This window comes from Thalassolituus alkanivorans (assembly GCF_020447205.1).
Classification (GTDB): domain Bacteria; phylum Pseudomonadota; class Gammaproteobacteria; order Pseudomonadales; family Oceanobacteraceae; genus Venatoribacter; species Venatoribacter alkanivorans.
On sequence record NZ_JAJAEL010000006.1, the window covers coordinates 448818 to 472415 of the forward strand.

21 protein-coding genes are annotated in these 23598 nt (G+C 54.7%); 9 read left to right on the plus strand and 12 right to left on the minus strand.

Going from position 1 to position 23598, the window contains the following annotated elements:
- Both LGT44_RS03965 and LGT44_RS03970 read left to right on the plus strand, forming a co-directional pair.
- On the plus strand, positions 1-864 hold an 864-nt coding region (locus LGT44_RS03965; RefSeq protein ID WP_230333521.1), incomplete at its 5' end, for an AraC family transcriptional regulator.
- A 65-nt stretch (positions 865-929) separates the two neighbouring features.
- Positions 930-1472, plus strand: coding sequence for a YbhB/YbcL family Raf kinase inhibitor-like protein (locus LGT44_RS03970; protein WP_230330607.1), 543 nt, complete (start codon positions 930-932; stop codon positions 1470-1472).
- A 45-nt stretch (positions 1473-1517) separates the two neighbouring features.
- Here LGT44_RS03970 and LGT44_RS03975 read toward each other — a convergent pair whose 3' ends face one another.
- A complete protein-coding gene (locus tag LGT44_RS03975) occupies positions 1518-1889 on the minus strand; it encodes a hypothetical protein (protein WP_230330606.1) in 372 nt (123 codons plus the stop codon).
- A 228-nt stretch (positions 1890-2117) separates the two neighbouring features.
- Between LGT44_RS03975 and LGT44_RS03980 the strand changes: the two genes are divergently transcribed.
- Positions 2118-3740 (plus strand): methyl-accepting chemotaxis protein, encoded by a 1623-nt coding sequence (locus LGT44_RS03980; RefSeq protein ID WP_225693114.1) that lies wholly within the window; start codon positions 2118-2120, stop codon positions 3738-3740.
- A 22-nt stretch (positions 3741-3762) separates the two neighbouring features.
- Here the strand turns inward: LGT44_RS03980 and LGT44_RS03985 are convergent, their stop codons facing one another.
- The 5 genes from LGT44_RS03985 to mpl all read right to left on the minus strand — a co-directional run bounded on the left by LGT44_RS03985 (position 3763) and on the right by mpl (position 9243).
- On the minus strand, positions 3763-4011 hold the full coding sequence (locus tag LGT44_RS03985) for a DUF2175 domain-containing protein (protein WP_145466330.1): 249 nt from the start codon (positions 4009-4011) through the stop codon (positions 3763-3765).
- 125 nt (positions 4012-4136) lie between these two features.
- Positions 4137-6569 carry a thrombospondin type 3 repeat-containing protein gene (locus LGT44_RS03990; protein ID WP_230330605.1) on the minus strand — a complete coding sequence of 811 codons (2433 nt, stop codon included), beginning with the start codon at positions 6567-6569 and terminating at the stop codon, positions 4137-4139.
- Positions 6570-6694: 125 nt separating this feature from the next.
- Positions 6695-7126 carry a hypothetical protein gene (locus LGT44_RS03995; protein ID WP_230330604.1) on the minus strand — a complete coding sequence of 144 codons (432 nt, stop codon included), beginning with the start codon at positions 7124-7126 and terminating at the stop codon, positions 6695-6697.
- A gap of 90 nt (positions 7127-7216) precedes the next feature.
- Entirely contained in the window at positions 7217-7834 is a 618-nt protein-coding gene (locus tag LGT44_RS04000) for a flavin prenyltransferase UbiX (protein WP_230330603.1), read from the minus strand.
- Positions 7831-9243 (minus strand): UDP-N-acetylmuramate:L-alanyl-gamma-D-glutamyl-meso-diaminopimelate ligase, encoded by a 1413-nt coding sequence (mpl, locus tag LGT44_RS04005; RefSeq protein ID WP_230330625.1) that lies wholly within the window; start codon positions 9241-9243, stop codon positions 7831-7833. Before mpl ends, LGT44_RS04000 begins: the two co-directional genes overlap by 4 nt.
- A gap of 253 nt (positions 9244-9496) precedes the next feature.
- Between mpl and LGT44_RS04010 the strand changes: the two genes are divergently transcribed.
- Positions 9497-10465, plus strand: coding sequence for a class 1 fructose-bisphosphatase (locus LGT44_RS04010; RefSeq protein ID WP_230330602.1), 969 nt, complete (start codon positions 9497-9499; stop codon positions 10463-10465).
- Between the two features lie 66 nt (positions 10466-10531).
- Here the strand turns inward: LGT44_RS04010 and LGT44_RS20100 are convergent, their stop codons facing one another.
- The 3 genes from LGT44_RS20100 to LGT44_RS04025 all read right to left on the minus strand — a co-directional run bounded on the left by LGT44_RS20100 (position 10532) and on the right by LGT44_RS04025 (position 15683).
- Positions 10532-12364: an ATP-binding response regulator gene (locus LGT44_RS20100; RefSeq protein WP_230330601.1), complete on the minus strand. Its 1833-nt coding sequence runs from the start codon at positions 12362-12364 to the stop codon at positions 10532-10534.
- A 50-nt stretch (positions 12365-12414) separates the two neighbouring features.
- Positions 12415-13260 carry a hypothetical protein gene (locus LGT44_RS04020; protein WP_230330600.1) on the minus strand — a complete coding sequence of 282 codons (846 nt, stop codon included), beginning with the start codon at positions 13258-13260 and terminating at the stop codon, positions 12415-12417.
- Positions 13261-13325: 65 nt separating this feature from the next.
- Complete coding sequence (locus tag LGT44_RS04025) at positions 13326-15683, minus strand: TonB-dependent receptor plug domain-containing protein (RefSeq protein ID WP_230330599.1); 2358 nt, start codon at positions 15681-15683, stop codon at positions 13326-13328.
- Between the two features lie 246 nt (positions 15684-15929).
- On the opposite strand from LGT44_RS04025, the gene ppa reads away from it, so the two are divergent.
- Complete coding sequence (ppa, locus tag LGT44_RS04030; RefSeq protein ID WP_230330598.1) at positions 15930-16454, plus strand: inorganic diphosphatase; 525 nt, start codon at positions 15930-15932, stop codon at positions 16452-16454.
- 88 nt (positions 16455-16542) lie between these two features.
- On the opposite strand, the gene LGT44_RS04035 is transcribed toward ppa, so the two are convergent.
- Positions 16543-17007, minus strand: a complete 465-nt coding sequence (locus LGT44_RS04035; protein ID WP_145466349.1) for a PAS domain-containing protein — start codon at positions 17005-17007, stop codon at positions 16543-16545.
- A 192-nt stretch (positions 17008-17199) separates the two neighbouring features.
- Between LGT44_RS04035 and LGT44_RS04040 the strand changes: the two genes are divergently transcribed.
- The 4 genes from LGT44_RS04040 to LGT44_RS19950 all read left to right on the plus strand — a co-directional run bounded on the left by LGT44_RS04040 (position 17200) and on the right by LGT44_RS19950 (position 21576).
- Positions 17200-18129, plus strand: a complete 930-nt coding sequence (locus tag LGT44_RS04040) for a MerR family transcriptional regulator (protein ID WP_145466351.1) — start codon at positions 17200-17202, stop codon at positions 18127-18129.
- Positions 18126-19127, plus strand: a complete 1002-nt coding sequence (locus LGT44_RS04045; RefSeq protein ID WP_230330597.1) for a class I SAM-dependent methyltransferase — start codon at positions 18126-18128, stop codon at positions 19125-19127. Before LGT44_RS04040 ends, LGT44_RS04045 begins: the two co-directional genes overlap by 4 nt.
- Before the next feature lie 37 nt (positions 19128-19164).
- Positions 19165-21243 carry a TonB-dependent receptor plug domain-containing protein gene (locus LGT44_RS04050; RefSeq protein WP_230330596.1) on the plus strand — a complete coding sequence of 693 codons (2079 nt, stop codon included), beginning with the start codon at positions 19165-19167 and terminating at the stop codon, positions 21241-21243.
- Positions 21244-21441: 198 nt separating this feature from the next.
- Entirely contained in the window at positions 21442-21576 is a 135-nt protein-coding gene (locus LGT44_RS19950; protein WP_255448995.1) for a hypothetical protein, read from the plus strand.
- A gap of 15 nt (positions 21577-21591) precedes the next feature.
- On the opposite strand, the gene LGT44_RS04055 is transcribed toward LGT44_RS19950, so the two are convergent.
- On the minus strand, positions 21592-22758 hold the full coding sequence (locus tag LGT44_RS04055) for an MFS transporter (RefSeq protein WP_230330595.1): 1167 nt from the start codon (positions 22756-22758) through the stop codon (positions 21592-21594).
- Positions 22759-22768: 10 nt separating this feature from the next.
- Complete coding sequence (speD, locus tag LGT44_RS04060) at positions 22769-23560, minus strand: adenosylmethionine decarboxylase (RefSeq protein WP_145466357.1); 792 nt, start codon at positions 23558-23560, stop codon at positions 22769-22771.
- Positions 23561-23598 lie beyond the last annotated feature (38 nt).

The window sequence follows — 23598 nt, forward strand, 5'->3', positions numbered from 1 at the left end:
CTCTCTGCTCTGTTACACAGCCTGCTGCTGCAGCCAGTTGCCAATGATAATGGCCTGATCCTGCCCTTCCGCACACGCATGCCACAAAGCCTGCGCCGGGTGCCTTTTGCCGAGCCCTGCCTGATGCTGATACTGCAGGGCGAAAAGCAACTGCAACCGGCTCCCGGCCAGCCGCTGAATCTGCCTGCCGGACAAATGTTGCTGATTCCGGCCGGCTGTGAGCTTACCTTTACCAATCAGCCCGACGAGCATTGCCGGTATCTGGCCTGGGTGATCAGCCTGCCGGCGGATGACTTACTGCCACTGGGACGCGGTCCGGTGCGCCGTGAGTTACAGCATTTCAGCTCAGACCCGCTATTGCTGACCCTGATGCAACAGTGGCTGCAGATACAGCCGCAACTGTCTGACCCACAACAACTGCTGCAGGCGCGGCGTCGTGAAATCACTCTGCGTTTGCTTGAGCTGGGCTACAGTGCAGAACTGCGCAGTGGTCTGCAGCAACATTTCAGCCGCCGCGTACAGGCTGTGGTCAGTGAAGACCTGAGCCACGACTGGCAAATAAGCGATGTTTGCCAGCGTCTGGCGGTCAGTGAATCGACCCTCAGACGTAAGCTGTCCGACGAACAGCACAGCTTCCGCGATCTGCTCAGCCAGCTGCGGCTGGTGCAGGGCCTGAACCTGCTGCAAACCAGCAGCCTCAGTGTCCAGCAGGTCGCTGACGCCTGTGGTTACCGCTCGGCATCGCGTTTCAGTGAGCGCTTCCGTGAACGCTTTGGTACCAGCCCGGCCGAGCTGCGCCACAGCCAGACGGCTGACACCCTGATCCGGCAAACGGTGGTTTCAGGCTCAACCTTGACCGTTTGAGGCGTACTGCAGCCTCACCTCTGACGTAAGCTGTGAACATCCAAACAGACTCAAAGGAGATAACGATGAAGCCGATATTAATACTGCTGTCCGCCGCCACTCTGTGGAGCCAGAGTGCTCTGGCCGAATTCCGGGTACAGAGCAGCGACATCAGCAACGGCACGCCGATGCCCAAAGCACAGGAGTTCAATGGTTTTGGTTGCGAAGGCGGCAATCTGTCGCCACAGCTGAGCTGGAGCGGCGCCCCGGAGGGCACCAAAAGTTTTGCCATCACAGCCTATGATCCGGATGCCCCGACCGGCAGCGGCTGGTGGCACTGGCTGGCGTTTAATATTCCGGCGGATGTCACCAGTCTGAAAACCGGTGCCAGTGGCAATACCATGCCAGAAGGCAGCACCGAAAGCCGTACCGATTACGGCGTCCCTGGTTTTGGTGGTGCCTGCCCGCCCAAAGGCGATAAAGCTCACCGTTATCAATTTACAGTATTTGCTTTAAACACAGACAAGCTGGATCTGGCACCAGACAGCTCCGGTGCACTGATTGGTTATTACCTTAATGGCCATGCGCTGGCTAAAACCACGCTGGAAGCGCTGTACCAGCGTCCGTAAGCGCACACAACCTGCCGCTGAGCGGCGGCAGGTTCACAGCTGTTTTCAATGAGCCAGCGATAAACGGGCAATCTCATTGCGGTTACGCAAAGCATCCTCTTTGCTGCTGAACAGCTGCACATCGTTCAGGGTAATTAACAGCACAAAGCCGCCCGCCAGCCCGACATAACCGGCGCGGTGCTCCAGCACAAAGCAGCCATCTTCTGCGGCCAGGGTACATGGCAAAGTAACACTGGCAATCAGACCATTCCCCAGAGCATCCCCCACGGCTTCGAACGAACGATACAAAGCCAGGGCATCCGCACCGATAGCGAGCACCGTACCATTCTGCAGGCCAGCCAGATCCACAGGTACTCCCGATGGCAACTGGCGCTGTTCCGTACGGACAATCAGATCCGAGGTATTTTCAATCAACATCACACTCTCCGGCAGCCAGTGAACAAGGGGGGCAATTATACACATCCTGATACGCCGGAACCTGCCCTGCGATCTCCGCCAGCAGCGACACAATCCCTTGCGCAAAACGATCAGGCAGATCCTAAAAAGTAATCTAACATTAAGTTCTCACCTTTCCCGCCCAGCCATTCTATTAATACCAATCCGCGGCCTGGACGGTTCATTACTTCAGAGAAAACGGAGAACACGATGTTAAGAAATATGCGCGTTGCCAAACGTGCAATGCTTTTCTTTGGCCTTCTGGGCCTTATCACCCTTGCACTCGGTCTGTTTGCCACCCAACAACTCAGCCAGCTGAACAACAGCATCAACATGCTGGGTAAGGTAAGCCTGCCCAAGGTTGAAGGGATCGGCGAGATGCGCCGCGATTTCCTCTACACCCGTCTGTATGCCGTCAACCTGGTCAACAGCCAGACGAAAGAGCAAAGCGACCAGTTCAGCCGCCGTCTGGCCGAAGTGACCACAAGCTATAAAGCCGCCGAAGCGGATATGAAAGGCCGCGCAGATACGCCCGAAGCCAGACAAAAATTAGACGGCATCATCGCTGATAAAAACGAATACGATCAGCGCCTGCAGCAGCTGCTGGGTCTGGTTGCCAAGGGTGATATGGAAGCCGTGCAGCGCTTGCGCGTACAACATATTGATGCCCTGAGTATCGGCATTACCGAAGCACTGAACGATCTTGCCCGCTACGAAGGTGAGGTAGCCAACCACGCTGTAACCAATGCAGCCACAACTTACAGCACGTCCAGCATGGCCATTTATATTGCTATTGGTGTGGCGCTGCTGGCGGTGATTATTCTCGCCAGCCTGTTCAGCCAGAGCATTGTTACCCCACTGGAAAACGCCGTCAGCGCGGCACAGCGCATCGCCAGTGGCGATCTGAGCCACCGCATCAGCGACCATGGGAGTGACGAAGCCGCAGACATGATGGCCGCCATGCACCAGATGCAGGAACAACTGCGCAACACGCTGAACCATATCGCCGATTCTTCACAGCAGTTATCCACCACCTCGGAAGAACTCAGTGTAGTGACTAACGAATCCAGTGAAATCGTCCACCAGCAGAGCGCTCAGCTGGAGCAGGCAGCCACGGCCGTTAACGAACTGACCGTAGCCGTGGATGAAGTGGCGAACAGTGCCAGTACCACGTCATCCAATTCCGAGCAGGTCAATGACAAGGCCCGCCAGGGGCAGAACACGCTGGATGAAACCATCCGCACCATTGACCAGCTGGCGGGTGAGATCAGCAATACCGCGGATGGCATTTCGGCACTGGCAGGTAACGTAAAAGACATTGGCCAGGTGATTGATGTTATCCGCGCCATCGCTGAACAGACTAATTTGCTGGCACTGAATGCCGCCATTGAAGCAGCCCGTGCCGGAGAGTCAGGCCGGGGCTTTGCTGTGGTCGCTGATGAAGTCCGGGCTCTGGCGCACCGTACTCAGGAATCCACCAAAGAAATCGAACGCATGATCCAGACGGTACAGACTGCCACCGATGCTGCGGTCGTTAATATGGAAAACAGCAACCGCTGGGCCATGAATACACTGAAAATGGCCAACGAAGCAGGAACATCATTAGGAGAAATTACCGGCCTGATCAGCAACATCAACGAGCAGAATCTGAACATTGCCAGCGCAGCGGAAGAACAGGCAATGGTTGCCCGTGAAGTGGATAAGAATCTGGTCGCTATCCGTGATTTGTCGTTCCAGACATCGGCCGGTGCCAACCAGACCCATGCATCCAGTCAGGAGCTGGCGCGGCTGGCGGAACAGCTTAACGCGCTGCTGTTAAAGTTCAGGCTGTAGCCCTGATCCTGACCCTGTCCGCTTAAAACAGCTCAATATCATCGCCGTCAGGCTCATTCTGGCGGCGACGATCATTCTCTTCGGCCAGCACCAGATCCTTCAGATCCCGTAATTCATCATCATTCAGCGCGGTAATATCCAGCTTCTGAAAGGTGCGTTTCAGCACGTTGTACGCCTGAAAACACTGTTGATGGGCCGGTCCCTTAAGCGGAACCGTCAATCCACCCAGACCAAAGACCGGTTTATTACAGAACACACAATTGAGCGACATGACCTTTCCCTGAAAAATGCTGAAACACATGCCAGAGGCATCTGTTTCAGCCTAGCCCAGTCTGCGCCGGGCTAAACGTCGGTCTTGTAGTTTATTGTAGTGATAGGCAGGCAGAACAATCGGCCTCAGTCGCTGCTGCCCAGCCACTGTTCTGTCTGATTTCCTGCCTTATCTTCCGCCAGCAGCTGCCAGCGTTCGCTGTTTGCTTTAAGCGCACAGGGCACGCGGAAGTGGCCGGTGTAAATAATTTCACCTTCGCATATATCTCCGGCCGGGCTTTGCAACCAGATACGCGCCAGCCCCATACCGTCGTCATAGGCCATGCCCTGCACCAGAGTTGGCTCCGTCGCAGACCAGCGCACATAGTCGAGAACCGGCGGCTCGTGGTCAGGGAAGCTGGTCGCAGACCATTCGTCTGTACCTTCCTGTAGCTCGACGCTGTTGGCATAGCCATCACCGTCGCGGTCCGGGTCGCGGTTATCGCCGATGCCATCGCCGTCCAGATCCGCCCATTCTCGGCGGTCATCCGGGAAAACATCGGCCTCGTTAAGATGACCATCGCCATCCCGGTCATCGTCCAGCGCATCGGGAATGCCATCGCGGTCAAGATCGGCCGGCGTGCTGCGTGCATCGTGCGGATCGGTGTTCATCGCCACTTCGTAGTCGTTGCTGATGCCATCACCGTCAATATCGTCATCGCTGTTATCGCCAGTGCCATCACCGTCCATATCGGCCCATTCGCTGACGTCACGCGGGAAAGCATCGGCGGCGTTAGCCACCTCATCGCCATCCATATCGCTGTCGAGCACGTCGGGAATGCCATCATCGTCGAGATCAGCCGGTTTGCTTTGCGCATCACGCGGATCGAAGCCTAACTGCACTTCCCAGTCATTACGGATGCCGTCACCGTCGATATCGCTGTCGCTGTTGTCGCCCGTGCCATCGCCATCCAGATCAGCCCATTCACGTGGGTTGCGCGGAAAGACATCCGCCTCGTTCAGATGGCCGTCACCGTCCATATCGTCATCGATGACATCCGGCAGACGGTCGCCATCAAGGTCGGCAGGCACCGAGGCAGCATCCGCCGGATCGGTACCGGCCAGCAACTCATGATCATTGCGGATACCATCACCATCGCGGTCCGGATCGCTGTTATCGCCGATGCCGTCGTTGTCGATATCGTTCCACTCCAGCGGGTCACGCGGGAAACGATCGATGGCATTGCCTAAGGTATCGCCATCAAGGTCGCTGTCGAGGGCATCGGGAATGCCGTCGCCATCGAGGTCGAACGGCACACTGGCCGCATCCATCGGATTAAAGCCCAGCGTGCGTTCAAACTCGTTGCCGATGCCGTCGTTATCCATATCGGCATCACTGTTGTCGCCAATACCGTCGCCGTCAAAGTCGGCCCATTCGCTGCGGTCCAGCGGGAAGGCATCCAGCTCATTAGCAATGGCATCGCCGTCGATATCGGCATCAACCACATCGGCTATACCGTCCTGATCCAGATCCGCCGGTTTGTTCCGCGGATCAAGGTCATCGCTGCCGGCCTGTTGTTCAATGTCATTACTGAAGCCATCGTTATCACGATCAGGGTCGGCGTTATCGCCTATGCCATCGCCATCGGTATCACGCCATTCGTTTTTATCATCGGGGAAGGCGTCAAAACGGTTTTCGGTACCATCACCGTCGCGGTCGGTGTCGAAGGTGTCCGGCATGGAGTCGTTGTCGGCGTCCGCCGGTTTGCTCGAAGCATCCAGCGGGTCGGTGCCCAGATGCATCTCAAACACATTGGGAATACCGTCGCCATCGGCGTCCACATCCTGATTATCCGGTACACCATCACCATCGGTGTCGGCGGATTCGCGCGCATCCTGCGGGTACAGATCCTGCGCATTGGCAACGCCATCGCCATCCATATCATCATCGAGTGTATCCGGAATGCCGTCGCGGTCGAGATCCGGCGGCACCGAGGCGCGGTCACGCGGGTCAGTACCGGCCCTGAGTTCCAGCTCGTTACTCACGCCATCGTTATCCAGATCAGGGTCGGCGTTATCGCCGATACCATCACCATCCAGGTCGGCCCATTCTTTGGCATTCAGCGGAAAGGCATCTTCGGCGTTATCAACACCGTCGTTGTCCATATCGGTATCGAGCAAATCCGGCCAGCCGTCACCGTCACGGTCAACCGGAGTTGAGCGGCTGTCGCGCGGGTCGTAATTCAGCTGTACTTCGAGGTCGTTACGGATGCCATCGTTATCAATATCGCGGTCGGCATTATCGCCAACACCATCGCGGTCGGTATCCAGCCATTCGCTGCCGTCCTGCGGGAAGTCATCCTTGCGGTTCACCACCCCATCGTTATCCCAGTCGTCGTCAATGGCATCCGGAATACCGTCATTATCCACATCGGTCTGGTCGGCAACGTCGGGGTCTGTACCCGCCGCCTGTTCCAGGAAGTTGGATACGCCATCGCCATCGCGGTCGGTATCGAGATGATCGGCAATACCGTCGTTATCAAGATCATTCAGTGCGGCAAGGCTGTGATTGCTGCCCAAGACCGCGCCACATAAAACAGCCGCGCAGAGCATATGGCGCGCGCGCGCCTGACAGAAAGAACAGACCCGCACGAAAGAAGGTGAGAAAAGAGAATGCATAATTTATCTGCTGAGTATTATTTTTATTATTGTGCCGTGCTGGTCTCGCCCGGGGCTGCTTCAGTGTCGCCGTCGGCGGTATTGTCGGCGGCCGCATTACTGCCTGCAGTGTCACGGTCGGCCTGGGCATTCATGCTGTGACGGCAATGAATGCCACGGTTTTTCTGATCAACCAGAATGCCGGCTACTTCTTTACCATTATCCGGACGCAGCAACAGGTAACCACCAACGCAGAATGCTGTTTTACCAGAGTCTTTCTGGGAAATTTTCAGATCGCTTTCCGGCGTGATCGCCAGTAAGCGGAATTCATCCACCACCGCACTGTCCTGCTCGGACGGATGAGCAATGAAACCATAATATTCCAGCGCCAGCACGGCGACGACAATACCGGCAATAAAACCCAGGCCAATCCATTTCGGGTAATCCACTTCCTGTGCCTCTGGTTGTTGCTCGTTCATGCTTACTTCCCCAATCACTGATAATTAAACGTTCTGAAATGTATCCCGGTGGTCAGCGCACAGCGCGCACCGGTTTGCCGGATAATGCCACTACTGCGGCACGTTATCCTTGCCCCAGGCCGGCATCAGCTGCTGTTCGATGCCCAACTGGTTGAGAATACGCGCGACAATAAAATCGATTAAATCCTGAATGCTCTGCGGTTCATGATAAAAACCCGGACTGGCCGGCAGAATTACCGCGCCCATGCGCGTCAGCGTCAGCATATTCTGCAGGTGAATTTCTGAATACGGCGTCTCACGCGGCACCAGAATCAGCTTGCGCCGTTCTTTCAGCGCCACATCGGCGGCACGCTCAATCAGGTTATTACTGGCACCGGTAGCAATGGCTGACAACGTACCCGTGGAGCACGGACAGATCACCAGCGGGCCGGGCTGACCGGAACCTGAAGCCCAGGGCGCCATCCAGTCTTCGCGGCCAAACACCCGCAGCCGCGTATCATCCACCTGAAAATACTGTTGTAAAAAAGTTGCCTGAGCGGCGGGATTGCCCGGCAGGGCCAGCGGCGTTTCGGTGGCGAATACCAGCTGCGCGGCTTTCGACACAATCACATCCACCTGCCCGCCAGCAGCCAGCAAGACCTCAATAAGCCGCAACGCATACAGGCTGCCGGAGGCGCCGGTAATGGCGACACAAATGCGCGAACTCATACTCTGCCCTCACGCTGCTGCAGCGCTGCCAGCAATTTACGCGGCATACCGGCGAAGCTGCCGTTCGACATCACCACAATACGGTCACCGGGGCGGGCCGCGGCGACAACCGCGGAGATCAGCGCCTGATGATCGGTAAAACTCTGGCCGGCAATGCGGCTGGCGGCAGCCACCTCGGCCAGTGACCAGTCAATGTTGTCCGGCTGAAACCAGAACGCCAGATCCGCCGCATCAACCGACGCAGCCAGCTCGGATTTATGCACACCCAGTTTCATGGTGTTCGAACGTGGCTCCAGCACCGCCAGAATGCGGCCCTGCGGATTTTCCTGCTGCAGACGCGCACGGGCACCTTCGAGCGTTGTGGTTATGGCCGTCGGATGGTGAGCAAAATCGTCGTAAACCTGAATGCCGGAAGTCTCACCCACCAGCTCCATACGGCGCTTCACCGAGGCGAATTCACTCAGTGCGGCGGCAGCGATTGGCGGTGTAACGCCCATATGACGGGCGGCGAGCATGGCGGCAATGGCATTACTGACATTGTGTAAACCGGTGAGATTCCAGCGCACCTGAGCCGCCTGATCGCCGGCCCCGCTCTCTCCGCTCCCAGCAGCAACGTGACGCAGACTGAACACCGAGGCATCAGCCGCATCCAGACGCCATTGCCAGTCTGCGTCGTCCTGCTCACTGAAGCGTACTACCGGCGTCCAGCAGCCCTGCGCCAGCACCCGTTCCAGAGCTTCTTCACCGGCAGGCAGCACAATCTGGCCATTGGCCGGCACTGTACGCACCAGATGATGGAACTGGCGCTCAATGGCAGCCAGATCCGGGAATATATCGGCGTGGTCAAATTCGAGGTTGTTCATAATCAGCGTACGTGGCTGGTAATGAACAAATTTCGAGCGTTTATCGAAAAACGCGGTGTCGTATTCGTCGGCTTCGATGACGAAAAACGGCGAATCACCGAGACGGGCTGACACCGAAAAATTCTGCGGCACGCCGCCGATCAGGAAGCCGGGTTTCATCCCGGCGTATTCGAGAATCCAGGCCAGCATGCTGCTGGTTGTGGTCTTGCCATGGGTACCGGATACCGCCGCTACCCAGCGACCGCGTAACACATACTGCCCCAGCCACTGCGGGCCGGACATATAAGGCAAACCGCGATCCAGTACATACTCAACCGAGGGATTACCGCGCGACATGGCGTTGCCGATAATCACCAGATCGGTGTCGGCGGGAATATTGGCCGGATCAAAGCCTTCGCTCAGGACAATGCCAGCGGCTTCGAGCTGATCGCTCATCGGAGGATAAACGCCGGCATCACTGCCGGAAACCTCGTGCCCGAGCTGTTTGGCCAGCTGTGCCAGAGAGCCCATAAAGGTGCCGCAAATACCGAGAATGTGCAGACGCATAGTTTCTGTCATGTCCAGATCAATCAGTCAGGCGGCTAGTGTACTGATAACGCTCTCTGCACCCAAGCACCGGGGGCTTTTAACACGGTTTAAAGAAGATAGGGCCTGAGAGAATGGCCTTTCCGGCGGAGCCGTTTATTCCATACGGGCAGATCCTCATCCGGCTTTTCCTGACAGCGGCGCTGAAATCCGCTGGCAATTAAGGTAGTATGCGCCGCAATTTGAACAGATTCCGACCTTTGGGGAAGACAAGATGCAGCGCTTACGGACTTTTTTAGACCACCACTGCGATGATCAGGCTCTGGTGGCCGTCATCGACGGACTGATGGTTGCCTGTAAAGATATCGCCTACCGTTTACATATGGGCTCTCTGGCCGGTGTTCTCGGCAGTGCAGAGCAGGAAAACGTACAAGGTGAGTGCCAGAAGAAGCTCGACGTTATCTCCAACGATCTGATCAAGTACTGCCTGAAAGGCATGCCGGAAGTCAAAGGCATGGCCAGTGAAGAAGAAGCCGACCCGGTGGCCTGCAACCCGGACGGTGAGCTGCTGGTACTGTTCGATCCTCTGGATGGTTCATCCAACATCGATGTGAACGTCACCGTCGGCACCATCTTCTCCATTCTGAAAGCATCAGCCAATGACGATGCCACCCACGAAGCCACTTACCTGCAAAGCGGTAAACAACAGGTTGCTGCCGGCTATGTTCTGTACGGCCCCTCTACTCTGCTGGTACTGACCACAGGTAACGGTACCCATACCTTTACCCTTGATCCGCGCGTTGGTGAATTTTTCCTGCAGCGCGAGAACGTTCAGGTTCCGGCTACCACCAAAGAATTCGCGATTAATATGTCCAACCAGCGCTTCTGGCTGCCGCAGATGCAAAACTACGTGGCAGATCTGCTGGCTGGTGAAGAAGGTCCACTGGGCAAGCGTTACAATATGCGCTGGATCGCCTCGATGGTTGCCGAAATTCACCGCATCCTGACCCGTGGTGGTATTTTTATGTACCCTTACGACAGCCGTGAACCACAAAAGCCCGGTAAACTGCGTCTGATGTACGAAGGCAATCCGATGAGCATGCTGGTCGAGCAGGCTGGCGGTAAGGCATCGACCGCCTTTGAAGATATTATGGCGGTTGAGCCAACCAGTATTCACCAGCGCGTTTCGGTAGTAATGGGATCGGCCGATGAAGTGGAAACCGTTGTCCGTTACCACGCCTGATCTGAGCCAGACACAGACAGAAAAAAGCCCGCAAGAGCGGGCTTTTTTATAGCTGCAATCCTCTGTTCAGCATTCCTGGCTGGTACGCTGCAGCCATTTATTAACCATCGCCTCTACCGTGGCAACTTTCAGCGGTTTGGCCAGATAATCATCCATCCCTGCTGCCCGGCATTTGTCCTGAATCTGATCAGTGGTATTGGCGGTGCAGGCGACGATCGGGGTGGTTAGTCCGGATTCACGCAGGCGTCTGGTTGTTTCAAAACCGTCGAGCCCGGGCATCTGGCAATCCATCAGAATCAGATCAAACTGCTGGGTTTTTACCCGTTCCAGCGATTCCTCTCCGGAGCTGACTTTGTTGATCTGCATCTGTGGGCAGACTTTCAGCAGCATTTTTTCCGCCACTTTGGAATTAACCGGGTTATCTTCCACGATCAGGGTGCGTAAGCCATGGGCTACTCCCTGGGGCTCAACGGCTTCACTCTCTGGCGAGTGCCCCAGAGGAAAATCCACCAACACCCGGGTTCCGCCGTTAATGCCATCGCTGATTTCTATATGGCCACCGAGAATCCGGCTGATATGGTGAGTAATAGTCAGGCCAAGACCGACACCGGCATGGCGCCGGTTAAAAGAAGAGTTAACCTGAGCAAACGCTTCCAGCACGCGCTGTTTATGATCCTCAGGAATACCAATACCGGTGTCTGTGACACTGATGCTGAGCCAGTCATGGTTATTATTTTTAACCAGTTGCAACTGCACAACGACCATACCACTGTCAGTAAACTTAATGGCGTTATCAACCAGATGGCGCACAACCTGGCGCACCAGCGAAGGATCAAAGCGAATTGCATTCCGCTGTAACTCGGTGTCGTAATCAACCACCAGCGACAGCTCTTTATCCAGTGCACGATGTGAAAAATCCTGAATCAGGTTATTCAGCACATCAGGTAGTTTCTGTTCTTTAAATACTACCGGAAGTTTATTTTTCTCGGTGTCGACCACCACCAGAACATCTTCCAGCAGTTGCGTCAGGTGCGTCAGCGATTGATCGGCTGTACGTTTATAGTCATTAAACTCTTCCCGGCTGATATCCTGATCCAGCAGCTGCAGCATACCGATAGCACCATTTAATGGCGTGCGTAATTCATGGCTCATCATTGCCAGAAACTCACTCTTCGCCCGACTTGCCTGTTGGGTTTTCTGCTGTTCCCTCATCAGTTGCCGGGTATAGCTTTGCTGATCTTTTTCGGCCTGTTGCAGTGACTGTGCTAACTGGTTGGCATTCACCTGAAGGTGGCCGATTTCAGCACCATCATCAACTTTTATACGCTCATTGGAATTGCCATTAGCCAGTCTGGCAATAAACAGTGACAGTTTTTCCAGAGAAGGAATGATCGACAGAGAGGCAGCACGGCCGATGAAAAAAGCCAACAACACAACGCCAAGCCCGACCAGTAATGACTGACGCAGAATGGATATTTCGCGGTCACGGGTAAAGGTGTCTGCCATACCCAGACGGATATAGCCCAGTGTTTTAGCCTCGGTAGAGCCATCACCAAATTCAGAAAACTCATCCAGACTCTGCACCTGACGGACAATGTCATAGCGCAGATAACGGATATCTTCTGCAGGTACTTCAGCAAACCGTTCTGTCTGATTATCCAGCAATACCCGCCCGGCAGCGTCGTGAATCCGGATCGAGACAATCGCTGGTTGCGATAATGCGGCGTGAACCAAAGGGAAGAGTAATTCGTAATTGCCGGAAATAATCGGGTATTCCGCTGTAACACCGATATTTTCCAGCACGATACGGGCAATACTCTGATTTTCTTTGCGGATATCCGACCAGCGGTTAACCATGTGATAAGTGGTTAACAGCAGAACAACAATGAGAGCCGGCACGGTCCCTACCAGCAGGATTCTCCGCCGGATTGACCACTGCCTGAGGCTCATCAGTGCTCCCTCTCATCTTTTGTCAGTTGTGACGCCAGAGGTTCCGCATCGGGCAGCAGCAGATTCAGGGAGCGGCCAACCTGCTGGTTATAACGGACTTTAAAGTAGGGATTATAATCTGCGTCAGGCCATACATGTTCTTTCAGGCCGGTCAGAAGCATTTCACTGAGGCGATGTGCAACATCATCAATATCGCTGTATGTCGTCGCCAGCGCCCCAGCCTTGATATAGGCACTGGAGGGACCGATTAAGGGTTTATTCTGCCGGTAAGCCGTAATCAGAATATTTTTGATATTGGTCGAGCTGTACAGTTCGGTATCGTACGTACCAATTAGTGCGTGGCTGTTTTTTAACAGATCCAGCAAAGCACGATTAAGATTCTCGTATTGATCAACGAAGTACGGTGTAACCAGTGATTGCTGTAAAGGCAGCGAGGACAGCCCGGAGTTTTTCCACTCCGATTTATCCTGCATCAGAATCCCCAGCGGGCGGTCTGCACCAAGAATACTTTTAGCCAGAGCGATCTGTCGCTTCAGCGGAGGTTCGAGGTACAACGCGGAAGCCAGCTTCGAACTGACGGCTGCAACCGCATCACGGCTGACAAACACAGCAACCGCAGGAGGGCTTTCAGCAAAAGACCAGGCTTCCAGAGCCTGAGGACCAACCAGAACAACCGCAGCATAAGATTGCCAGCCAGTGGGCGGCGGATTATTCAGCAGACGTAATTCCGCTGTAATATCCAGACGCTCAGCCGTTTTTTGCAGTAACTGTTCAACGGAGGGCAGCTTCTCATGAACAACAAATGCAATCTGGGTATTGTCAGCCTGTACAGGAAGCGCCAGCAAACATGTGAGTAAACATGCCGCAAGCCAGCGATAAAGTTTGTGTGCATCCTTGCAACAGAAATCCATTAAAAATCGAGCCCTACCTGAAAGTAATACAAGTCGCGGGTTGAATAACGCTGATCGGCATAAGTCAGGGAATTATCATCGATCAGATGCTGTACAAAAAAACCGGCCCACGGATGATAACGCCCGATCGACCATGTTTTTCTGGTATTAATTTCATAACGCCGATAACGATTGGAGCCGTTATAAGCATCCAGCCAGAAATGCGAAGCGGTAAGACTCCAGTCTTCACCCTGATGATGCCAGCTCATCACCAGATTATCTTTCGCAGTCTGCCGCAGCTCGACCACGGACAGTGAGCGACGCTGTTTTTCTGTCAGTTCGGAGGTATCGCCAAGAGTTACATCCGCATCAATATAAGCTGCAGTCATCCAGAACCAGTTATGGCTGTCAGCCTGCCATTGTAACTGCATTTCGGCGCCATTGACATTCATCTTAGTATCCGACTCAACCGATAAAGAATTCAGGGCAATATGGTCCGATATCAGTTGAGTCAACCTGTCCTGATAGACCTTAACATCCAGTTCAAGGTTCAGAGCCGAGAATTTCCCGTAATAACCAAGCTCGGTACTGGCAATTTTTTCATGCTGAAGATCGCGCGAATCAGGGGGCTGATTCACATAAAGCCGGCTACTATCGAGGTTCAGATAATTCGTAGTCAGCCCAGAAACCCGAACAGAATACTCAGGTTCTTGTTCCAGTAAATCTGGTGAACGTACTGCTTCGGAATACACCAGACGAATACTGTGCTGTGGCGCCAGCAACCAGTTAAGGGCTATTCGCGGTGAAAATGCGTTGTCGTTGGTATCTTCCATTTCGTACATACCGCCGGCATTCAGCAGCAGGTATGACGTCATCCGCCATTCGGCATTGGCAAACAAACGGTAGGTATCGTTATGTACTTTACCGTTGAAATAGGTTTCTGAATCAACCTGATCGCGACGGAAACTGGCGCCGGAAACGGTACGGAAAGTGTCACTCCACTGTACCGTATCCTGCCATTCGATATCGTAGCGCTCTTCACGCATTTCCCGCCGGGTATCGCCACAGGTACTGTCCTTCAGCTGAGAAAAATCACTGCCGTTAAAACCATTCTGGTAAATATCTCCGGCACTGTTCAGCTGTTCCTGAGTAATATCCAGATCTTCCGGGGAAAAACCCAGTTCCTCTATAAAAGACTTCTTGATTAGAGCATTACCGCCCAATGTTTGCTTGAGAACCTGGGGTGTCAGAAAACCACTTCCCATTCCGGCATAAAGTTCCTGTATATCAGGGATGTCATTGTTATTACTGTCTTCTGGACGATCTGCCAGATAACTCAGCAGCACGACGGCATTCGCCCACTGCGGATTATCCTGATACAACGCGAATAATCCCGGATCTAGCCCCACCACTGGTAAACAGGCTGCACTGAGCTGCCGACGATTATCAATCTGCCAGTAAGCCTGCAGGTGAGAGCTGTGATCGGTGCTGAATTCTTTGCGCAACCGCGTCCACAAATAACCTTGCCGGGTTTCCTGATCCGGTGGATCCTGTTCATAAGACTCACTGCGGATATCAGTGTGCCCCTGCTTCAGTGATGCCTGCATATTCAGCTGGGTTGTGCTGTCCACCGGGCGGTTGAAGTAGGCGGTTATAAAGCCATGACGTTTACTGTCACGGTAGTCATCATCACCATTGCGGGCATAACGTCCGTCATAACCATCATCGGCGCGAATCTGCGCGGAAATACGGTAGCTGTTCTGATTACTCTCCCCCGAGTAGCTGACAAAAGCATCGTCCACGCCATTATTACCGTTGCGGTAGCGCACACGGGTACCCAAGGTATCTCCCGGATGCTTGGTGACGATATTGATCACACCCAAAAAGGAGTTTGCACCGTAACTGGCCGCGTTCGGGCCACGGGTGACCTCTATACGCAGAATATCCTCCATGGCTACCGGAATATCATCCCAGACAACCGAGGCAATCCCCGCCTTGAAGACCGAGCGACCATCCACCAGCACCTGCAGACGACGCATAATGCTGGGGTTAGAGGCGTGATAGGCGATGGATGCATTATTCTCATCATCGCCATGGCCCATGCTCATGCCCGGCACAAAGCGCATCAGCTCCGGCAGAGTACGGACGCCCCAGGCCGCAATCTGGGCGGCCTCAATTACCGTAACACTGGCGGGCACCTCTGCACGCGGTTGCTTAAGGCGGGATGCGGTCAGCACCACCGGTATATCGTCATCCAGGACAAAAGGCGCATCCAGCTCAAAATCGTCGTACTCATCCGCCAGCAGTGCATCTGACACAAGCAGCGCACCACACAGACTGATAATTCTTGAAATTTTTGACATGGTTATTTGGGTCATTCCACACACCAGAAATCCCGGCAAGCACTTGGCAGCTGCAGGTTCCATCGGCCAAAACCGGCATCGGACCGTACATCTGGGGTAACAGAAACAGGCACGGGCTTATTTCAGAAGCTTTAAGGGAGTTTAGGCGCCAGAGTCTCATCGGTAAACGTCGGACGCGCTTTATACTTATGGCAGACTGACAGAGCAAGGCCCAGCCGATATAATCCGCGCATTCTGTTCATTAACCCCTGGGAAACTCCTATGAGCTACAACTCCATTCCGGCCGGTAAAGACCTGCCTAACGATTTCTACGTTGTTATCGAAATTCCGGCCAACCACGCGCCGATCAAATATGAAATCGATAAAGACATGGACTGCCTGCTGGTTGACCGTTTCATGGCTACCCCTATGTTTTATCCGGCCAACTACGGTTACATCCCAAACACACTGGCCGACGACGGTGACCCACTGGATGTACTGGTGGTCACTCCTTACCCGGTACAGCCAGGTTCTGTTATCCGTGCCCGTGCGGTTGGCGTACTGAACATGGAAGACGAAGCCGGTGGCGATGCCAAGCTGGTTGCGGTTCCACACCAGAAGCTGACTCAGATCTACAACGATGTAAATGACATCGACGATGTTCCACAGCTGCTGCGTGACCAGATTTCTCACTTCTTTGAAAACTACAAAGATCTGGAAAAAGGCAAGTGGGTTAAGGTTCAGGGCTGGGGCAACGCTGAAGAAGCCCGCGGCATGATCGTTAAAGCTGCAGAAGCTGCCAAATAAGCGCTACCGCACTTATTCACAACCATAAAAAAGGGAGCACAGGCTCCCTTTTTATATTTGCACTAACGGCTTACCAAGCACTGACCACTCAGCGGCCCTGCGCACGCAGCTCAGCAAGTGCCTGCTCTGCCTTAAGAGCACGCTCTTCAAACTCTACCTGAGCCGTTACATCTTTCTGAATACCGATGTAATAAGTCAGCTGATCCTCACTGTTATAAACCGGAGAGATACTCAGCTCGTTCCAGAACAGACTGCCATCTTTGCGATAGTTACGCAGAATAACCCGTGAGCTTTTGCCATCACTGATTGCGCTGCGGATAGTGGTCAACCCTTCCTGATCACGGTCACCCGCCTGCAAAAAACGGCAATCCTGATAAAGAATTTCATCGGCACGGTAGCCAGTCAGGCGCTCAAACGCTTTATTCACATAAATCAGAATATTGTCATCACCTTCCTGCTCTGCGATAACAATTCCGTCATTGGACGCATCAACGGCCTTCTTCAACAATTCCAGACTGATAGGGCCCTGCTCGTCGTTCAGGTCATTGACCATGGTTGCCTCCATTTTTTAGTCCGCCCAAGGTAATTTCCAGGCCGCCTGCGGTCAAGTAGGCGCTTTATTGCATTGCTCTTTTTTACTTTGTGTATAAGTACTTATAGAATCTGAACAACTTTGCACAGCCACACTCCGGCACGCTATAACCCCGGAATCAGTAACACCAGAGCCAGCGGAGAACCACCGGCGATGTCAAACCCCGCAAGCGATTCACAAATGGCCTATTACCCGATCCGGATCGTCTCCAGTGAGACAGGAGTCAACGCCATCACTCTGCGAGCCTGGGAACGGCGCTATGGCCTGATTACACCCAAACGCACGGCGAAGGGACACCGTCTCTACACAGAGCAGGATATCCGCCTAATCCGCCAGGTCGTAGCCCTGCTCAACCGCGGCATCCCCATCTCCCAGGCTCAGGCCATGATCAATAATGGCGAAGAGCTGCCTGAAGCACCAATCAGCACGCCGGCCAGACCTTCACAGTGGCAGCACTATCGCGAACGGCTGCATAAGTCCGTACAGGATTTTGACGATCAACAGGTAGCTGACTTATTCCACGAAGTTGGCCAGTTCTTTCCCGTTGATGTGGCGATGCGTTTCCTGTTTATACCGCTGTATCACCATCTGCGCGACAACAGCAGCCAGACACTGGGAGTGGCCAGATTGCGGTTTTACTCTGCAATTCTGCAGTCCCGTCTGGCAGCGCGGCTAAGTGACAACACCGGCGATGATCCGGACAGCGGGCAGTCACCACTGATACTGATAGCAAACTGCACCTGGGAAGACGATATCCAACAGTTACAGTCAGCCATACTGCTGAAACAGCTGGGCCTGCATCCGGTCTGGTTCAGCGGCATGCTGACCCCGGATCAACTCACGGAACTGCTGCAGGCCAGACCCTGGCAGGCGGCAGTGCTTCACATTGGCAATGACCAGAACGACATGCAGCTTGGTCAGTTGCAGCGCCTGGCCCGCGAAGGCGGTTTGCCGGTATTTGTCAGCGGGCATAACACGAACCATCAAAGCGCCCTGCTCGCCCATGGTCTGATAACCCTTGGCGATGACATCCACCAGGCGGCCCTGACCATCCGCGACCTGCTGACGAGCCTGCCCGAATGAGCACTGCTGTATACGAATTACTGTTACGCCATCCCGACCTGATTACCGCCAACACTCTGATTATTGGTGCGGAAGCCGATTTACCCGCCGGCTGGCAAACACTGCTGAAAACCACGGGCGCTCAGGTTCTGACCTGGGACTGGCTGACCGCTCAGGCATACCGGCCGCTGGGGGAACCGCAGGTGCGTTTTGCCATTCCGCAGCCACAGGATATTACGGACAAACAGGTCATTCTGCTGTGGCCGAAAGCCAAGCAGCAGGCCCTGGCACTGCTTCAGCTGGTTGCCACTCAGGTACAGGAATGCTGGATCGTCGGCGCTAACGACGCCGGTGGTAAAAGCATCGGCAAAGCCTGCGCCGCACTGAGCGAAAGCAGCGAAAAAACCGACTCGGCCCGCCATTGCAGCCTCTGGAACCTGCAGCTCCGGGCCAACAACGAATTTAACTGGCTGAAGCAGGCCCAGTCGTTTAACTGGCAGGAGCAGGCCTACCTGACCCTGCCGGGAGTCTTCAGCCATGGCAAACTGGATACCGGCACCGCGCTGCTGCTGGAGCATGTTCCTGCACCGTCACACGGCAAACTTCTGGATCTTGGCTGCGGTTCCGGGGTTATTGGTCTGAGCATGAAAGCTGCCGAGCCGGCGCTGGATATCACCCTCGCCGATATCGATGCCTTTGCCATCCGCAGCAGCCAGCTGAACAGCGTACGTCTTAACCTGCCTGCCGCGATTCTGGCCAGCGATGGTCTGAGCAGCATCGAAGGCAAGTTCGATTACCTGTTCAGTAACCCACCATTTCATCTCGGCAAAGAAACCGACTACGAATTTGCCCGCCGCTTGTTCAGTGAAGCCCGCCAGCATCTGACCCGAGATGGCCAGATGTGGATTGTTGCCAACCGCCACCTGCCATACGAAGACTGGGCGGCCGAGCAATTCCGTCAGGTTGAAATTATGGTGCAGGATAAAGGCTTTAAACTGCTCTGCGTACAGAACGGTTGAACTCATTCAGGGAGATAGCAGCATGCGGGAAGGTGGCATGACCACTTGGCATTTAAAGCCTTTGTTGCTGGTTGCCGCCCTATTGGTCACCCATCATACCCGGGCGCTGCCACAGCCGCTCAATACCGTTGCCTATCCGCAGGAAATCTATCTGGCTGAGGATTTCCGCTACTACGCACCGCAAACCCTGTTCGACCTGCTGCAGCGTCTGCCCGGTGTCAGCCTTGGCTGGCAGCCGGATGGCGAGCTGGAAATTCAGCTGCACGGATTGTCTTCGCAGTATCTGGCCCTGCTGATCAACGGCCATCCACTGCTCGGCGGGGCCGGCAACAGCAGCCTGAACACCCGTCAGATTCCGGCCAGTCTGGTGCACCACATTGAAATTGACCGCAATTCCCGCGCCGATCTCGACGCCGGCGGAGGTGCTGCCGGAACCATCAATGTCGTGCTGCACGATGCTTATAGCGATAACCGGATACAGGTCAGTGGCGGTGGCGCAGCATTAAATGCCCAGCTGGCCGCCTCAGCACAATTGATTGGTGGCGACTCGCCACTGCACCTCAGCGCCGAACGCCGCCTCGCCCGTCAGGACAGTGAAGGCTTCAGCCGCACACCGGCAGGCAACGACGACTGGCGCGAGCACAACCGTGAGCTGAGCCGCAGTCTGCTGCTCAGCTTCGACACGTTATTCAATGACCGCCATCCATTACACCTCTATGCCCTGTACCTGCAGGCCGACAACGACGACCAGCTGCGCGGATTGCACCCGCTGAACAGCCCAAGCAGTCAGCAAGCGCCACAACTAACGGATACCAGAACGGAACGCGACAGCGAGCGTGTTACACAACGCTTAGGCGGCAACATGCGCCTCAACTGGCAACACCTGTCGCTTGATGCTTTTTTTGTTGCCGAACAGTTTGATCAGGATACCCGCCTGAGCCAGAACAACCCGACCAGCATCGCTCAGACCAATCAGATTGATGACAGCCGTTACCAGTTCGGCTGGCAGCTGAACGAGACCCGTAACGAACACCGCTGGAGCATCGGCCTCAGCATGCAGCAGATGAAGCGCGTAAGCGGCAGCCTCAGTAATGCCATCCTGACCAGCAACAGCGACCGCAGCGGCCTGCCCTACAACTACGATTACAAAGAAAACCGCCTCAGTGCCTTTGCTCTCGACCGCTGGCAGCTGACCCCCAATACACTGTTTGAGGCCGGAGTTCATATGAGCACCTATGAACTCAGTCAGGATTCCTTCAGCGCCGAAGGCGATTCCGGCATCTCTACTGATACTCACTGGTTACCCAGCTTTCACCTGCTGCATCACCTCGACAGTAAACGCCGCCTGCGTCTGAGCATGAGCCAGAACACCCGCGAGCCGGAAATTACGGACCGCATTCCCCATGAGTTCCGCCAGGGCAACACCATCTGGCGAGGCAACGGTGAACTGGAGGCTGAACTGGTAAGCAATATTGACATCGGCTACGAGCACAATTTCCGCGCCAACAGCAGCAGTCATGCCGACCGTCACAGTGGACTTTACCTGCGCGCTTTCCAGCGCATCATCAATCAGGCCATCCTGCAGACCAGCAGTCAGGAAAAAGACAGCGATGGCATTACAGACATTTATGTACTGAGACCTAAAAACAGCAGCGGCAATGCCGTATTAAGAGGTGCAGAGCTGGATATGGAATTTCCACTCAGCGATCATCGCTTCAGTCTGGAACTGGGCGGCGGCGTATACCGCTCTGACGTGCAGGCCAGCACCGAACTGCCCCACCGCCACCGCCTCTCAAACCAGCCGGATTACATGGCCCGCATCGGCCTGCAACAACGCGTTAATGACACATGGCGGCACGGTATCTGCTGGCGCGTACAGGGTGGCAGCGAACAAACCCTGCCAGCCCCACTCAGTGCCGATGGCTACATCACCCAGGACACCAGCGACGCGCAAAATCTCGATCTGTATACCGAGTATCAGTGGAATCGCCGCTGGCGCGGACTTGCAACCCTGAACCTTACTCCGGGCGCCAGCCCTTTTGTCCGTCAGGATGGCATCCGCCAGTATCAGAATCTGAAACCTTTGTGGTACCTGACCATTCAGGGACAATTCTGACCTGAACACCCAGGCCCCAGTCGGTTACAAAAAAGTTTTCCGTTTTAAAACAGAGAATTAGAGAAAAAAACTGGCAACAGACAGCCACACGGCAAACATCCGGCGGTCAGCAAACCAGCAGGGGAACTAGGCTTTACTCGTTGTTTCAGAGACGACCTGACAAGCCAACTCACCCGTCATACCAGCGAGGACACCACCATGATTACATACAGCCTGCTCGCCGGCTTACTGCTTGCCGGTTGCCTGTACGCCTGCCTGCAGCGGATTGGACGCTCACCTGTTCCACAGGAAATAGCCATCGATCCGGCAGAACGCCATCAGCGCAAACACTGACCAGACAACCCCTGGTTATGCGGACAAGGACGTCCGCGGCATCCGCAACAGCACCACCAGTAACAGCAACAGTGCAGGCACCGTGGTCAGCAACAATCCCTGCCAGCCGATCAGCAGTACCACCGCTCCCGACGCCAGAGCCCCCACCGCCTGAGCACCAAACACCGCCAGATCATTAATGCCCTGCACGCGGGTTGCTTCGGCGGGCCGGTAACACTGGCTCAGCAATGAGGTGCCGGCAACAAACAGCAGGTTCCAGCCCAGTCCCAGCAACACCAGCCCCAGCCAGTAGTGCAGCAGAGTCTGATCAAACCAGGCGATAAGCAGGCACACCACCATCACCAACAGCCCGGTCATAATCATCCACCAGTGACCCGCCCAGCGGATCAGATGGCCAGAGATCAGCGACGGCAGAAACATGGCCGCAATATGGCTCTGAATTACCCACTTGGCATCGCTCAGGGCATAGCCCATTCCCTGCGTCATGCTCAGCGGCGTTGCCGTCATAATGTAGGCCATAACGCCGTAAGCGCAGGCCGCCGACAACATCGCCAGCCATAGCAGTGGCTGCTGCAGCAGCTCCTGCAGAGGACGGACATCATCGTGCTGCTGACTGCTTTCTGCCTGCTGACGCGGCATAAACCACCAGAGCACCACACCGGCCAGTACAAAAAAGACTGCCAGACCGGAGAAGGACGCCGCAAAGCCCCATTCAGATAACCACGTTGCCAGCCGGGTGAGCTCAGGGCCGAGAAAGGCAGAAGCAATACCCGCCAGCAGCAGGCGCGCAGCGACCAGCGGTGTTTGTGCCGCAGGTACTGCTGCCATCGCCACAAAACGGAATTGCTGTACGACAGCGCCAACCGCCCCGAAGCTGAGAGCACTGAAGGTAAATGCCCAGAACGACTGGGCATGCACCGCCCAGGCTGCAGCAACAGCCGCTACAGCACCAAACAACATCGCAGTTAAAAACAGAGGGCGGCGGCCAAAGCGGCCAGCCAGTTGTGACGCGGGCAGCACGGCCAGAGCCGTACCAATAATCATGGCGGCGACTGGCAGTGTGGAAAAACGCGGATCGGGCTGTAACTGACTGCCGATGATACCACCGGCAAAGACCATCAGCGGGGCGGCACTCAGTGCCAGCGCCTGTGCCAGCATCAATCCCCAGATTAAAGCCGGCACAGCGACCTCCTTAGGGCATATTGCGGGAGTAGAAAATTTCCAGCATTTCTTTGCGCAACTTGGCTTCCACCTCGGCGCGCTCGTCGGCGTCCATGGTTTTTACACCTTCGCCAAACAGATAATTATCCAGTTCAAAATCCTTCAGCAGCATTTTGGTGTGGAAGGTATTTTCCTGATACACATTCACATCAATCATCTGATAGGCGTTGCGGGTATCTTCGGTCAGATACTTCTGGATAGAGTTAATGTTGTGGTCGATATAGTGCTTCACACCATCAACATCACGGGTAAAGCCACGCACACGGTAGTCGACGGTAACGATGTCAGAATCAAAGCTGTGAATCAGATAATTCAGCGCTTTCAGCGGTGAAATCAGACCACAGGTAGAGACGTCGATATCGGCCCGGAAAGTAGAGATACCACCATGCGGATGGCTTTCCGGATAAGTGTGTACAGTTACGTGGCTTTTATCCAGATGCGCAACGACGGTATCACGCAGCGGACCCGGTTTTTCCTGCATCAGGTCTTCGCTTGGCGGCACTTCATGCTCAGCCACCAGAATGGTTACGCTGGCACCCTGCGGGTCATAATCCTGACGCGCAATGTTAAGGATATTCGCGCCGATGATATCAACTACGTCTGTCAGAATTTTTGTCAGACGATCTGCACTGTACAACTCATCGATGTACTCAATATATTCCTGACGCTCTTTTTCTGTTTTGGTGTAACAGATATCGTAAATATTAAAGCTCAGGGATTTGGTCAGATTGTTGAAACCATGCAACCGCAATTTATTGTTCAATAGTTCATCCTCACACAACCGCACGAACGGATTTGGTT

Bases quoted from the DNA above. Each gene is read 5' to 3' on its own strand.
- LGT44_RS04040 (WP_145466351.1), top strand. From the start codon at position 17,200: ATGTCAAACCCCGCAAGCGATTCACAAATGGCCTATTACCCGATCCGG.
- LGT44_RS04035 (WP_145466349.1), bottom strand. From the start codon at position 17,007: ATGGTCAATGACCTGAACGACGAGCAGGGCCCTATCAGTCTGGAATTG.
- LGT44_RS03970 (WP_230330607.1), top strand. From the start codon at position 930: ATGAAGCCGATATTAATACTGCTGTCCGCCGCCACTCTGTGGAGCCAG.
- LGT44_RS04050 (WP_230330596.1), top strand. From the start codon at position 19,165: ATGACCACTTGGCATTTAAAGCCTTTGTTGCTGGTTGCCGCCCTATTG.
- LGT44_RS03975 (WP_230330606.1), bottom strand. From the start codon at position 1,889: ATGTTGATTGAAAATACCTCGGATCTGATTGTCCGTACGGAACAGCGC.
- mpl (WP_230330625.1), bottom strand. From the start codon at position 9,243: ATGCGTCTGCACATTCTCGGTATTTGCGGCACCTTTATGGGCTCTCTG.
- LGT44_RS04000 (WP_230330603.1), bottom strand. From the start codon at position 7,834: ATGAGTTCGCGCATTTGTGTCGCCATTACCGGCGCCTCCGGCAGCCTG.
- LGT44_RS04045 (WP_230330597.1), top strand. From the start codon at position 18,126: ATGAGCACTGCTGTATACGAATTACTGTTACGCCATCCCGACCTGATT.
- LGT44_RS19950 (WP_255448995.1), top strand. From the start codon at position 21,442: ATGATTACATACAGCCTGCTCGCCGGCTTACTGCTTGCCGGTTGCCTG.
- LGT44_RS04010 (WP_230330602.1), top strand. From the start codon at position 9,497: ATGCAGCGCTTACGGACTTTTTTAGACCACCACTGCGATGATCAGGCT.
- LGT44_RS03985 (WP_145466330.1), bottom strand. From the start codon at position 4,011: ATGTCGCTCAATTGTGTGTTCTGTAATAAACCGGTCTTTGGTCTGGGT.
- LGT44_RS04025 (WP_230330599.1), bottom strand. From the start codon at position 15,683: ATGACCCAAATAACCATGTCAAAAATTTCAAGAATTATCAGTCTGTGT.
- ppa (WP_230330598.1), top strand. From the start codon at position 15,930: ATGAGCTACAACTCCATTCCGGCCGGTAAAGACCTGCCTAACGATTTC.
- LGT44_RS03995 (WP_230330604.1), bottom strand. From the start codon at position 7,126: ATGAACGAGCAACAACCAGAGGCACAGGAAGTGGATTACCCGAAATGG.
- LGT44_RS03980 (WP_225693114.1), top strand. From the start codon at position 2,118: ATGTTAAGAAATATGCGCGTTGCCAAACGTGCAATGCTTTTCTTTGGC.